Raw genomic sequence first — 14,182 nt, forward strand, 5'->3', positions numbered from 1 at the left:
GACAATGCATCTTTCCGCGCCATTTATCCGCCGGCCCGTCGCCACCTCGCTGCTGAGCATGGCTCTGCTGCTGGCTGGATCGGTAGCATATAACCTGCTGCCGGTAGCCTCTCTGCCGGAGATTGAGTTTCCCACGATCGGCGTAGGCGCGGGCCTGCCTGGCGCCAGCCCCGAAACCATGGCGTCCGCGGTGGCCACTCCGCTGGAGCGGCAGTTTGGACGCATCGCAGGCGTTACGCAGATGACCTCTGCCAGCTCCCTGGGCGGCACGTCCGTAACCTTGCAGTTCGATCTGAACCGTAATATCGACGCGGCAGCGCGAGACGTGCAGGCCTCCATCAATGCAGCACGCGGACAACTGCCATCGAACCTTCCATCGAATCCCAACTACCGCAAGGTGAACCCGGCCGACGCGCCGATCATGATTCTAACCATGACTTCGGACACGGTGCCGAAGGCGAATATCTACGATCTCGCCGATTCGATCCTGGCACAGAAGATCAGCCAGATTGCGGGCATTGGACAGGTGTTTGTCGGAGGCAGCTCGAGTCCCGCCGTACGTGTGGAGCTGAATCCGCTGCAGTTGAGCTCGTATGGGATAGGACTGGAATCACTGCGCACCGCACTGGGCTCGGTGAACTTCGACACGCCGAAGGGTTCGTTCAACAATCCGTCCACACGCTGGACCATCACCAACAATGACCAGCTATTCGGGGCCAAGTCCTATGCTCCGCTGATCGTGGCTTACAAAAATGGTGCTCCTGTCCGGCTGCAGGATCTGGGCACGGTAGTTGATGGTGTAGCCGATGAGCACACGGCAGGACTGGCCAACGGCAAGCCGGCGATCCTGATCGTCATCTTCAAATCTCCGGGAGCCAATGTAATCGACGCGGTGGATCGCGTGCGCGCGGAGCTTCCCACGCTGCAGGCGGCGATCCCTCCCACCATCCAACTCGGCGTCGCCATGGATCGCACGGTGACGATTCGCGCATCGGTGATCGACGTTGAGATTACGCTACTGATCTCAGTCCTGCTTGTCGTTCTGGTGGTGTTTCTGTTTCTGCGCGATGCCTGGGCAACGATCATTCCCAGCGTGGCCGTGCCGTTGTCGCTGGTGGGCACCTTTGGCGTCATGTACCTGCTGGGCTACACGCTGGATAACCTTTCTTTGATGGCGCTGACCATCTCCACCGGCTTTGTTGTGGACGATGCGATCGTGGTAATCGAGAACATCAGCCGCTATCTGGAGCAAGGTTTATCGCCCTACGAAGCGGCGATGCGCGGCTCGCGTGAGATTGGTTTCACTGTGCTCTCGATGAGCACTTCGCTGATCGCGGTGTTCATTCCCATCCTGCTGATGGGGGGAATCGTCGGACGGCTGTTTCGCGAGTTTGCCGTGACCCTGAGCGTGGCGATCGCCATCTCTCTGATGGTTTCGCTCACCACGACGCCCATGATGTGCGCGAAGTTTTTGAAGGGACGTGAAGAGAAGAAGCGCGGCCTTTTCCATCGGCTCGGCGAGCGGGCGCTGCAATGGATGCTCAGCGAGTATGACCATGCGCTGCGATGGGTTCTGCGCCACCAGGTGCCGGTGTTGCTGATCGCCATCGGAACCTTCCTGCTCAACATCTATCTGTTCACCATTGTGCCGAAGGGCTTCTTCCCGCAGCAGGATACTGGCCGGATGGGCGGCTCCACGCGTGCGGCACAGGATATCTCCTTCGACGCAATGAAGGAGAAACAGCGGCAGCTTGCCGACATCGTGCAGCACGATCCGGCGGTAGATACGGTGGTTGCCTTTGCCGGCGGAAGCGGCGGCGGCGCAACGACGAATACGGGCCGCATGTTCGTCAGCCTGAAGCCGCTGAGCGAACGCAAGGTCAGCTCCGACCAGGTGATCGCGCGGCTGCGAAAGCCGCTCTCCGCGGTGTCCGGAGCCAGCCTGTTTCTGCAGTCGGCGCAGGATCTTTCCGTGGGAGGACGCTTCAGCGATGCGCAGTATCAGTACACGCTATCGGCGGAGAACCTGACCGATCTGAATAGCTGGGCTCCCCGGCTGATGGCCAGGATGCGCACGATGCCGGAGCTGCGCGATGTTTCGTCCGACCAGCAGGATCAGGGTTTGCAGGCCGCCCTGGCGATCGATCGCGATACCGCGTCGCGGATGGGGATCACGCCCCAGATGATCGACAATACGCTCTACGACGCCTTTGGCCAGCGGCAGGTATCCACCATGTACACGCCGCTGAATCAATACCACGTGGTGATGGAAGTGGCTCCGGATTTCCAGCGCGATCCGAGTGCCCTCAAGACGCTTTACGTTCAATCGAACACAGGTGCGCTGGTTCCGCTGAGCGCAATTGCACACTACGAGCGCAGCCGCACCTCGCTGGCGGTCAACCACCAGGGGCAATTCCCGGCAGTAACCCTCACCTTTAACCTGGCCCCGGACGTCTCCCTGGGACAGGCGGTAACCGCACTGCAGGCAGCCGCGCAGGACATCGGGATGCCAAGCACGGTGCACGCCAGCTTCCAGGGAACGGCACAGGCTTTTCAGTCCTCGCTGGCAAGCGAACCGTGGCTGATCCTGGCGGCGCTTGCTACGGTTTATATCGTGCTGGGCATGCTCTACGAAAGCTTTATCCATCCCATCACCATTCTCTCGACTCTGCCCTCAGCGGGAGTAGGTGCACTGCTGGCCCTGTTGATCACGCATACCGACCTGAGCGTGATTGCGATGGTAGGCATCATCCTGCTGATCGGGATTGTGAAGAAGAACGCGATCATGATGATCGACTTTGCGCTGGCCTCCGAGCGACAGGAGGGCAAGTCTCCGGAAGCCGCAATTTACCAGGCATGCCTGCTGCGCTTCCGCCCCATCATGATGACTACGATGGCAGCATTGCTTGGGGGTCTGCCGCTGGCTCTGGGGCAAGGCACAGGTTCCGAACTGCGCCGTCCGCTGGGCATTGCGATTGTTGGCGGCCTGATCGTCTCGCAGATGCTGACGCTCTTTACCACGCCAGTCGTCTACCTTTTCTTCGACAAACTGCAGACAAAGCTGCGCAGTCTGACCGGCCGTAAGCGGAGGCTCGCGGGAGTGGGCGGAGTGGGAATCGAGGGAGGAATCGGAGATTGACAGAATCTCCGCCGGAAACAGCAGAGGAGGGCTCGAAGGCCCTCCTCTTTTTTAATCAGAGCTGGCTTTACTTCGCCAGGACTGGCTCCAGCACGGGAGCAGAACAGGCCACACCCTTGTCAGGATAGTAGGCGTTCTGGATGTACTGCTGCAGCATGCGATTGGTATTGAAGAAGGACCCGTTAAGCGCGATCGAACTGCGCATAACCTTTTGCCATTGCAGGGGCTGCTCGTAGTACAGGGGCAAGATCTTCTGCTCCAGCTTCTCATAGAGAGACGCGGCTTCCTCCTGCTCGGTATCGCGGTCTTCAATCGCCCATCCCGTAAAGCCTTCGATGCAGCCCTCGATCCACCAGCCATCGAGCACGCTAAGGCTGGGCACACCGTTCAGTGCCGCCTTCATGCCGCTGGTGCCGGACGCCTCATAGGGGCGCTGGGGAGTATTGAGCCACAGGTCGACGCCGCTGGTGAGCTGTGCGCCCAGTTCCCATCCATAGTTCTCGAGATAGACGATGCGCAGAAACTCGGAGTTCAGCCTTGCGGCAACGTCAAAAACGTGATGGATGATGGCCTTGCCGGGCTCGTCATGGGGATGCGCCTTGCCGCTATAGAGGATCTGCAGGCCGCCGAAATGCCTGGCGATGTTGAGCAGCCTCTCCGGATCGTGGAAGAGCAGATCGGCACGCTTGTAGGTAGCTGCGCGCCGCGCAAAGCCAAGAGTGAAGATCCCCGGATTGAAGTTGCTTCCAGTACGATCAGCAACCGTATTGAAGAGCACCCGCTTGGATTCGGCGTGAGCCGCGGCAATCTCTGTTTCAGGAATCGCGATGGCATTGCGAAGAAAGAGATTATCCGTGCGCCAGTGGGGAATGGAGCGATCAAAGAGCGCCTGCATCGCGGAAGAAGTCCACGTGATGGCATGCACGCCGTTGGTAATGGAATCGATGGTGTAGTTGGGGAACATCTGCCTCGAAACCTTGCCATGCTGCATGGCGACGCCGTTCACAAATCGCGAGAAGCGCAGCGCGATGTAGGTAACGTTCAACAGGCCATCGTGATAGCAGCCCAGCCGCTCCAGGACCCCAGCGCGATCCGGACCGAGGATGCGAATCGCCTGCTCCCGGGAGAAGCGATCGTGGCCCGCAGGCACGGGAGTATGCGTGGTAAAGACGCAGCGTTGGCGCACCGCCTCGACATCCTGCTCGTTGGCATCGGTCAGGTCCCGGCCCTTAAGCTGCTGCTCCAGCAACGGCAGGGTGAGGAGAGCGGCGTGGCCCTCATTCATGTGGTAGACGGCGGGCGTGAGTTCGAGAGCATCGAGGATGCGCGCCCCGGCAATGCCAAGAATCGCCTCCTGTCCCAGGCGGTAGTCGTTATCGCCGCCATAGAGATGATCGGTTAAGGCGCGGTCCCGCGAATCATTTTCTTCCAGATTTGTATCGAGGAAGTAGATGGGAATGCTGTGTCCGGTAACTCCTTCCAGGTCATAGCGCCATGCGCGCACCACTACCGGACGATTTTCCACCATGACGGTGACGCGAGGCTCTTCCGGAATCAGAACTTCTTCGGGATTCCAAGGCTGATTCTCTTCCGTCTGTACGCCAGCGGCGTCCAGATGCTGTCTGAAGTACCCTTTGCGATGCATCAGAGTCACAGCGGCGAGGGACAGGCCGAGGTCGGCCGCAGAGCGCAGAGTATCGCCCGCCAGCACGCCCAGACCGCCGCTATACGTGGGCATGCCGGGTGTAACGGCGATCTCCATTGAGAAATATGCAACTAAGTTGTCAGTATTTGGAATATCCACAGATGGGTGGTCCCCGTTTCGAATTGAAAAATGCATGCCTATCCTATTCACGATCTTCGCGATGTCTGGTCATCTCAGGATATGGCGCGTAAAAATCCCGCCGCCGCAGTCCTGGATCCGATACTTCCTGCTGATACCCGGGCCCATTCCGATTGGGTTATCGGCTTGCGATGCGCGACGGAATAGCAAAAACCAATGTTTTCTATCTTACCAAGGTATGACTGGACACGGCTGTGTACGGCTGTGAGTCCTCTGGAAAACGCGTACCACTTTCATTGCAGACCTAGAGCCGTGGACATCGGGCCAGATCAAGATTCCAGCCCGATGTCCAATCATCCCCGGACGTTCCGGAAGGTTCAGCGCCCTTTATTTCAAAGGGCCCTTGCCGCTGCCGAGGCGTGACATAAATACACATCAGCATCGATGCCAGTCGCCGCTTTGTAGGATGCCTGAAGGGATGTTGCGAAGGTTGCAGCCTGGCTGCTCGCCACGAGATTGACGGTACAGCCGCCGAACCCACCACCGGTCAGCCTGGCTCCGATCAGGCCGGGAAGCTTGTTCGCAAGCTCTACCATCAGGTCGGCCTCTTTAACGCTGCCTTCAAAGTCATCCCTATAACTGGCGTGCGCCTCCGCCATCAACCGGCCCAGATCCTTCAGATCGCCGCGCTCCAGGGCATCGGCGGCAGCCACAGTGCGGGCATTTTCCGTCACCACGTGGCGGCAGCGCTTGAGCACATTGGGACGCATCTCGCTTCCCCACCTGGTGAGATCGTCGATCGTGGCATCCCGCAGTACGCGAATCTCTGGCCGGTGCTTGCGCAGAACCTCCACTCCCTCTTCCACCTCGGCGCGGCGCGTGTTGTATTCGCCCCCTGCATGGGAGTGCTTGATCATGGTGTTGGCAATCACGAGGCTGACGTCCTCTGGAATCGGCGCAAGGCGAAAACTCAAGTCACGGCAGTCCAGCAGCAGAGCGTGATTCTCCGCTCCGCAGCAGGCGATGAACTGATCCATGATGCCGCTCTTGGTGCCTACAAATCCATTCTCCGCTCGCTGGCAGAGCCGGGCGACATCGGGCGGCGCGAACTGCCTGGAGCTGAGGCTCTGAACGGCAAGAAACGTGGCAACCTCAACGGAGGCGGAGGAGCTGAGACCAGCGCCCAGAGGAACGTCGCCTGACAAGGTCATGCTGAAGGCGCGAGGGTGAGCATTGAGGCTCTTTAGCACGGTAACCACACCGATGGGATAGTCGCTCCAGTGATGCGACGGCCCAGCCGGAAGAGCGGCGAGATCGAATGCAGCCTCTTCTCCAAAGTTGAGAGAGTAGATCACGACGCGCCCATCCGTGCGAGGGCTGATGCCGGCCACGGTGGTGAAGTCGATGGCCGCAGGCATGACGAAGCCTTCAGCGTAATCAGTATGTTCTCCGATGATGTTGACTCGACCCGGAGCGGCGAAGAGAGAGGGCTCTGCCTGAAAATGCTCCGAGTGAAACTTGCGAACTACATTTGGATCCTGCATCTGTCCTGAACTCCGATTCTTTTTCCCAATTGAACAACAAGACTGCAATGCATCCCGCCTAAACGCCGGTCGGCTGGATGCGGATAGAAATGGACCATGCGTACTTCTGCTGCGCTTCCAACTTGCGGGTATAGCCCTTTGCGGAGGCGACCGCCAACGAATCCATGGGGGCCATGCAGGGCTCAAGCGCCACGCACTGCTGGCGATTGGGGCGGCCCTCCGGCCAGCCTCCATAACAGAGCCAGAGGCCGAGGAACGGAGACTCCTGAGGATTGAAGCGCATCTCGACGCGGGTCTTGAGCTTCACCCGGTCCAGCGCGCACCAGCCTTCCTGCGGCGCGCGGGTGTAGAGCTTGTCTCCCACGCCGCTCTCGATGGCTCCGCACTCGCTGAGATCGATGGACGTGCCACTCTCCAGCTTGGCGACAGGCCAGTCGTACCGCTTTCCCGCAGCGCCCAGGCGGTTGCCGCCCGAGCCCTCTACCTGTACGAAGGTTACCGATGCAGGCAGCACGACGCGGTCACCGGCCTCTGCGGTAAAGAGAGGATGCGCCGACCAGGAGAACTCCGTCGTCGCCTCTCCCACGTTGCGGATGGTGTAGTGCATGGTGAGCTCGTTGCCCTCCAGCCGCAGAGTTTTTGTGAACTCCAGCGGCAGGGAGAAGCCCGTAGCCTGCATCTCCACTTCGTGGCCTGTCTGCTTGCTGGTCCATGGAATACGCCAGAAATCGCCATGATCCGGCACCTGGACGCGGCCCTTGCCGGTATCGAACTTGCAGCCGGAGACGGTCGGGAGGCACTCATCGAAGCCGCTCGCATCGCCTTCGTCGAAGGCCATGGTGCGGGTGCGCTCCGCATAGGGCAGCAGCGGCTGCTGCAGCATCTCTACTCCGCTGGGCAGCATTTTTAGAGAAGCGATCTTCGCGCCCAGCTCAGGAATTATCTCCACCTGGAGCAATTCATTTTTGAGGATGACACGTTCGAACTCTTTCAAGATGACTCCTGCGTGGCTCGATCGAGTTTTTGAAAGATGGTCTCGATCCATGCGAGATGTTCGGGCTTCATAAGGACGGAGCGAAGGCAGGTAACCTTCGCCTCAGAATTTTCAGGGCAACCGGGCCATGTCCCTGGAGGGAAGAACGCCACAGGTAATTGCGCCAGCGCAAGATGGAGATCGAGTTGGGCAGCCCGTTGAAACACAGTTGTCGCTCGGCGTGAGGATTCTTCTGGTGAAACCGATTTCACTGACCATATAACAATATCTAACTCCGGTGGAAACGGGGCGAGAAACCTGCAATCTTCTTTTATTAGCCCATGCAATTTGCGTGCCGCAGCGCAGGATTGTGCCAGCGATGCGGCAAACTCACCTTCCGGCACAAGAGGAAGCAGTTGCTGGGTGGCCCACAGGGCAACCGCAGCCGCTCCGGCACGGGAGCACTCCAGACTGATCTCGCCCAGGTGGAGCTGCTCCGATGTGAAGTAAGTATAGGGCGAGTCGTGCTTGTAAAAGCGGCCCACCGACGGGTCGCGGAAGAGGATGCAGCCGCAGCCAAAGGGCTGAAGCCCGTGTTTGTGCGGGTCAACCACGATGGAGTCGGCTTCTGCCATCGCCTGAAATGCGCTGCGGGCCTCTGCCTCTAAAGTGGGCGCGATGAGGCGGAAGTAGCCTCCGTAGGCAGCATCCACATGCACGCGAAAGCCATACTTCCGGCGCAATTCAAGAACCCGGTCCAGGGGATCGACCGATCCAGTGGCTGTTGTTCCCAGGGTTACGACGACGGTGCCGACATCCCCCTTCTTCAATTCTTCTTCGAGGGCCGCCAGGTCCATGCGCCCACGGGAATCCACTGCGATGGAGCTGAAGCCGAGGCGCAGCACGCCGCTGATGCGGGAATGCGTGTAATGGGCCTGCTCCGATGCGACAATGCGCTTGCCAGGCGCCTGTTGACCGGCAACCCACAACGCCTCAAGGTTCGCGAAGGTGCCTCCGCTGGTGAGATGACCGAGAGGATTCTGATATCCGAAAATCGTGGCGATCTCACGTACGGCCTCCATCTCCATCTGGGAACTGGCGCGGCCTCCATCCAGAGCATGATTGTTCGGATTGAGCCACATGGCCATCGCATACGCGGCACGGGCCACGGGGTGCGGAGGTTTGAGCATCTGGCCGGCATAGAGCGGGTGGAAATAAGGGTAGTTATCCGCCATGCGCTCGGATGCGCGCTCGAGGACCGCCGCCATCTTCTGCACAGACTCGGCGTCTGGACCCGGCAGTGCGGGGAGCGCCGCAAACTTCTCCTGCAAGCGTGTGAGTGCGGGAGCCAATAGGTCGAACATGGGATCCTGTGGCATGACTGCAAGAATATAACGACGGGAAAAGGGTCAGCCTTCGCGACGAAATCGCGACGGGAGAAATGGGCCGCACGCGCTGCCGCCAGGTTAGTACCGGCGCGTACCAGGACGGCGGTCATCAACATGAAGATGAGGCAGAGTGTGTATCGAGGGACCCAAAATTAGCAAAAAGGTGCTAAACTGCTGTCGCGTTTGCAAGAACCGGTAAGAGCAGTCCTTCGCCTGTAGCAAGTTTCTGCCAGTAGTTCCGATTCGACCGGCGCAATTCAATCCAGGAATAGCAACAATGGAACAGGGAACAGTGAAGTGGTTTAACGATGCCAAAGGATATGGGTTTATCTCGCGGCAGAACGGCGAAGACGTGTTCGTGCATTACTCTGCCATTAACTCCAATGGCTTCAAAAGCTTGCAGGAAGGCCAGGCGGTACAGTTCACCGTTGTGAAGGGACCGAAGGGTTGGCAGGCGGCTGACGTTCAGCCCCTGTAAATCCCCTGTAGTTTGTACATAAACTGTGGCCGGGGCCAGAACCGGGGCCGGATGCTGCTTGGCAAAGGCGGATGTGAAATTCTCCGCCCTTGCTACATCCCTATTGAAGTCCGGCCCTCCTAATGAGATTGCGTCTCCGATTTCGGGGAATCGAACCCGTGCGTTGGCGACGCAGGGAGTGCCAGCGCTTCCAGCGCGTCACAGGCCTGCTTCAAGCCGTCTTCCTCTAACAAACGGCTGCGGATAGCCGCGGCTTCCCGCTGATAGGCGGGATCGGCAAGCATTTTGGCAATGAGCCGGGCTGCGCGTTCCGCGGTATAGTCCTTGCGCTGGATGATCTCAGCCACTCCCAGTCTTTTTACGCGACGGGCATTGTCCGGTTGGTCGTGGCTATAGGGCATGACCAGCATGGGCTTCCCTGCCTGCAGGGCCTGCGCTGTGGTGCCCACCCCACCCTGATGCACCACCAGGGAAGCATGGGGGAAGAGTTGCGAGTAGGGCGCATACTGAGCGACACATAAGTTAGGAGAGTAGGGCTGCGGGGGAAGATTGCGCGGATCCGAGCCGACCAGCAGCACCGCCCGCTGGCCTAGGATGTCCGCCGCCTGCGCGCTTTGTTGGAAGAAATCTCCTGCGTTATGGACCGCGGCAGAGCCCAGCGTGAAGACGAGCGGAGGTGGGCCGGCTTGAAGGAAGCTCTCCAGCTCCGGAGCCAGGCCGCTTTTGCCCCCGTCGCTGTCGTAAAAGACAAAGCCGGTGATCTTTGTGCTGGCGGGCCAGTCCGGCTGAGTGGAGCCCAGAACCGAAGAAAAAAGCGCCAGCACCAGGCGAGGAGAGTGCTTGGCATCGAAGATGGGATTGGGGCCGCGCTCCAGGCCAAGCTCCGCGCGCAAGGCATAGACCGGTTCCGCCCAGTTACGCGTCACCCATCGCGCGAAGTGAGCGACGATGTGCCCCATTCCCGGCAGAAATGGTTCCAGCCGCGCGAGCGTCGGGTAAGGAGGTAGCACTGGCGGGTCATAGGCGGAGAAGAACGAGAGAGGCGCCAGCACATAGGAGGCCCAGGGGGTTCCTGTAACCTCGGCAACAATGGGCGCGGCGTAGGCAAGTTCGCCCGCAAGCAGGAGGTCTGCACCTCCATCGGCGCGCACAGCCGACAGCAGATCGTCATAACTCTGCCGCAGCACGGGGAAGAGGAAATCGCGGAGGCCTCGCTCGGTTCCCTTCTTCAAGTCGTAGACCATTGCGGCCAGGCGATTATCATCCGGATCGATGTCGGGACGCAGGGGCGAGAACCCGAGGCCGAGCGGCTCTATTTTGCGGCGATAGAGCTCCGGCACGGCGAGTACAGGATGATGCCCCCGGCGCTGCAGCTCCAGCGCAAGAGCGATAAGCGGATTAATATCCCCGAACGTTCCGATGTTGGTCAGCACAATTCGCAGACGGCGGCGTGAGAGCGTGTCGCCGAAGAGGGAGGAAGCTCCTGAGGGATGTGTCGTCATATACCCCGGTTGATCTTTTCCAACAATTCCACTTTACCTGTGTTCAGATGAGAGCAGTGATGCGCGGTTTTCTTCGTGAAGATCCGCATGGCCTCAACTATATCGTGCGAATGGAGATGCTTCAGAACCTCAGGCTAATCCTACGCGACTCATTGTCTGTAAGCACAACTCAATTCCATAGGGATCGATGCCGCACGAGTGATTCGGTTCGACTCCACGCACAGCCAATATGAGAGTTCCTCCGAGAAACCGCGCGCTGCTGGAAGTTCAGACACACAACGCTCCCCTGTTACGCGGGGTGCTGTTGCCTGCGCAGGATTTTCTGCACACTGCAGGCCTGAGCGGCATTGCGCTGATGGTGGCCGCGGCGATTGCGCTGTGCTGGGCGAACTCTCCCTTGCGCGAGAGCTACCAGAATCTCTGGCATGCGCAGATCGGATTCCGCGTCTTCCACTACGAAGCTGCCGAGGATCTACGCCACCTGGTGAACGATGTTCTGATGGTGGTGTTCTTCTACGTTGCCGGTCTTGAGATCAAGCGAGCCCTGGTGACGGGAGAACTCGCAGACCGCAGAAACGCCGCACTGCCGATCCTCGCCGCATTGGGAGGAATGGTGGTTCCGGCAACGATCTACCTACTGGTCAATCGGTACTCGCCATCGATGAGGCACGGCTGGGGCGTGCCGATGGCCACGGATATCGCCTTTGCAATGGGCGTGCTGGCGCTGTTGGGGAACCGTGTCAGCACCCAGCTACGGCTGTTTCTGCTGACGCTGGCCATTGTCGACGATATTGGCGCAATCGCGGTGATCGCCATCTTCTACACTCCGCATCTTTACATTCCAGCGTTGCTGATTGCTGCGACGTGCCTGGCCATCATGGGCGGACTGGTGAAGATCGGGGTGAAGCAAAGTATTCCCTACATCCTGCTGTCGATTGGCTTCACTGCTGCGGTCGGGTCCGCCGGGATCCATACGACGATTGCCGGAGTCATTTTAGGTCTGCTGACGCCACGAACTCCGGGCTTTCGTTTTGATGAGTTCGCAGGGTTTCTCAACCAGCACAAGGCACAGCTCGACCCGGAACAGGCCGCAATTCATCCTTATGAGACGGAGCTTTTTCTTGCGAAGGCGCAGGAGATTGCGTTCGACACTGAGGGTGTTGCCGACAGGCTGGAGCGCAGCTTGCGCACCTGGACGGACTTCGTAATCGTTCCCTTGTTTGCACTGGCAAATGCGGGTGTCGCCTTTGCGCCTGATTTGCTCCAGCTCGCCCTGCACAGCACGGTGACATGGGGAGTGCTGCTGGGCCTGTTGATCGGCAAGCCAATCGGCATCTTGCTGGCGTGCTGGGCAGGAGTGCGCCTTGGGATCGCCAGGTTGCCAGGCTCCACAAAATGGCGCGAGATGGCTGGAGTAGGGCTGGTGGCAGGCGTAGGCTTCACCATGTCGCTATTCATTGCGGATCTGGCATTCGAGCAGGAGCCACTGGTGGATGCGGCGAAGCTGGGGACCTTCACAGCTTCCCTACTGGCAGGGCTCGCCGGCTACTGCGTGCTTCGGCTGGTGAGCCGCACGGCTTCGCCGGAACATGACACCATCACGGATACAAATTAATTCTGCCGCCCGGATTCAAAGGCGCTGAAGCGCTGCTCCAGCTCCCACTGCTGCTGCGCCCTTTCGCTCGATTGCAGAAACTCACGGCATGCTAGCGACGGAGGAGTACCCAAGGCCTGAGCCATGCAAGGCTGAACTACTTGCGTGAATCCATCCCCGTTTCGCCAGAGGCTTTGCCCGGGAAGAAAACTATGCTCGATGCCAGCGCGCACCATCGTCTTCAGGTCATGGTACGTGAGCGGATAGGTCAAGGCTGCTCTGACGTATTCATGAGTGAGGTCAATCCGCGACACTCCCTCGTCGTCGGTTGAGAGCGCAACAGGCACGCCATATCTCCGATAGAGAAGGAATGGATGGTCCACGCCGCGAACACCGAGGATGACATCGTTGCTCGTCAAGTTGACTTCGACAAGAACGTGGCGTGCAGCCATCTCCTTCAATAGCCGGTAGGGCTGCTGCTCATACATTAAATCGACACCGTGCCCGATGCGCTCGGCATGACCCTGCTCGATTGCCGAACGGATGTGGAACGTCAAGCCATCGGGGGGAACGAGGCCGGGTGCAAGCTCGCCGGCGTGAAGGGCGATGTGCACTTTGGGATAGAGGCCATGCAAATAATCCAGCATGTGCATCTGCAGGCGGTAGTCGGCCATGGAGCGATATCCATCCTCCGGCATAACGAAGTTGATGCCGACAACCATGGGGTAGGCGGAGGCAATCTCAAAGCCTAGCAGCGTCTGCGCGAAGACCCGCGCGGGAGGAAAGCCCCGCAAAACCTGGTATAGGAATCGGATCTCCACCTTGCAGGCAGGAGCAGCATCTGCCGCGCCACACTTCTCCATCTGGTTGCGGCGGTCGAGCGCGTTCTGCAAGTGCTCGCGAGCTACGGCGACATCGTCCCGCAGACCATGCGCCAGCAAATCTTCGCGAAGTTTCGCCAGATCGGGATTCCACCCCAATTCATGGGCGAGCGCCGCGGTGTGCTGAAATTTGGGCGTCTCCATCAACTCGATGTATTGCTCGTTCTGCGCCGCAGCACGGGTGGCAACTTCATCCAGCCATTCCGCAGTATGGGTGGGCGAGGTCCCCCGAAACTTCTCGAAGGTTTCAAAGAAGTGATCGTGGCCGGATACACCGGCGGAAGGTACAAAGCTCCTCATCGAGAATGAGTCAATCAAGGAATCATAGAGAGCGGAGTTGGCAGGGACGCGGCTGGCGGGGGTCTGCCCTTCACCGCATATAGTCTGGCCCGAGGTGCTGTTTGCCGCCGCCGCAGGCACAAAGCTGAGGGAAACGGTATTCACGCAGAGCCCGTCCTCGCCCGCTGCACGGATCCACGACTCGGCGTACACCGCGCCCGAAAGGTGATTGTGAAGGTCGGCGCCCTTAGGCATGTTCAGCAGAAAGGCCCGGAGTGTGAGTGGCCCGTCTTTGCGAGCCTGCTCAAAGGCTCGGGAAGTACGGACCTCTGCCGGCGAGGCTGTGGAACGTTGCGCGCCATCCGCCGTGGGAAGAAAGACGCACCAGGCAACCGCGCAGAGAATCGCTCCTGCGAATCGCCGCGAATGCATTAGGGAGCCTGGGTGAGTTAGAAATTCGCGGGATGTCATCTTGACCGGCAGATCCTCTGGCAGAACCAATCGCTAACAGTGTAAGGCAGGCCGCCCCGTAATCCTGTGGATCCGGCGCATCCGGAACGAGCGGCGCTATGAGATGGCGGGGTAGAAAGCTGGGAGGTTTGGAGAAGGGTTTGGCGCAGG

9 protein-coding genes are annotated in these 14,182 nt (G+C 59.5%); 3 read left to right on the forward strand and 6 right to left on the reverse strand.

Translation table 11 applies throughout. The features are described 5' to 3' along the window. The first annotated feature begins 4 nt into the window (after window positions 1-4). The gene (locus VM554_08955) at window positions 5-3,139 is read left to right on the forward strand and encodes a multidrug efflux RND transporter permease subunit (protein ID HVJ08501.1); all 3,135 of its coding nucleotides are present in this window, start codon (window positions 5-7) and stop codon (window positions 3,137-3,139) included. A 67-nt stretch (window positions 3,140-3,206) separates the two neighbouring features. Here the strand turns inward: VM554_08955 and glgP are convergent, their stop codons facing one another. The 4 genes from glgP to VM554_08975 form a co-directional block, all read right to left on the reverse strand. Continuing rightward, entirely contained in the window at window positions 3,207-4,979 is a 1,773-nt protein-coding gene (gene glgP / locus VM554_08960; protein HVJ08502.1) for an alpha-glucan family phosphorylase, read from the reverse strand. A 335-nt stretch (window positions 4,980-5,314) separates the two neighbouring features. Next, a complete protein-coding gene (galK, locus tag VM554_08965; GenBank protein ID HVJ08503.1) occupies window positions 5,315-6,466 on the reverse strand; it encodes a galactokinase in 1,152 nt (383 codons plus the stop codon). 58 nt (window positions 6,467-6,524) lie between these two features. Beyond that, window positions 6,525-7,460 carry a hypothetical protein gene (locus VM554_08970; protein ID HVJ08504.1) on the reverse strand — a complete coding sequence of 312 codons (936 nt, stop codon included), beginning with the start codon at window positions 7,458-7,460 and terminating at the stop codon, window positions 6,525-6,527. Next, window positions 7,457-8,803, reverse strand: coding sequence for an aminotransferase class I/II-fold pyridoxal phosphate-dependent enzyme (locus VM554_08975; protein HVJ08505.1), 1,347 nt, complete (start codon window positions 8,801-8,803; stop codon window positions 7,457-7,459). Before VM554_08975 ends, VM554_08970 begins: the two co-directional genes overlap by 4 nt. A 301-nt stretch (window positions 8,804-9,104) precedes the next feature. Between VM554_08975 and VM554_08980 the strand changes: the two genes are divergently transcribed. Continuing rightward, on the forward strand, window positions 9,105-9,305 hold the full coding sequence (locus tag VM554_08980) for a cold shock domain-containing protein (GenBank protein ID HVJ08506.1): 201 nt from the start codon (window positions 9,105-9,107) through the stop codon (window positions 9,303-9,305). A gap of 119 nt (window positions 9,306-9,424) precedes the next feature. Here the strand turns inward: VM554_08980 and VM554_08985 are convergent, their stop codons facing one another. Continuing rightward, window positions 9,425-10,807 carry a glycosyltransferase gene (locus VM554_08985; protein ID HVJ08507.1) on the reverse strand — a complete coding sequence of 461 codons (1,383 nt, stop codon included), beginning with the start codon at window positions 10,805-10,807 and terminating at the stop codon, window positions 9,425-9,427. A gap of 229 nt (window positions 10,808-11,036) precedes the next feature. Here VM554_08985 and nhaA point away from each other — a divergent pair, with 229 nt between their 5' ends. Beyond that, window positions 11,037-12,422: a Na+/H+ antiporter NhaA gene (nhaA, locus tag VM554_08990; protein HVJ08508.1), complete on the forward strand. Its 1,386-nt coding sequence runs from the start codon at window positions 11,037-11,039 to the stop codon at window positions 12,420-12,422. Here nhaA and VM554_08995 read toward each other — a convergent pair. Beyond that, window positions 12,419-14,032: a hypothetical protein gene (locus VM554_08995; protein ID HVJ08509.1), complete on the reverse strand. Its 1,614-nt coding sequence runs from the start codon at window positions 14,030-14,032 to the stop codon at window positions 12,419-12,421. The two genes, nhaA and VM554_08995, sit on opposite strands and share 4 nt — an antisense overlap. Between the last annotated feature and the right edge of the window lie 150 nt (window positions 14,033-14,182).

The organism is Acidisarcina sp. (genome assembly GCA_035539175.1).
GTDB lineage: Bacteria > Acidobacteriota > Terriglobia > Terriglobales > Acidobacteriaceae > JANXZS01.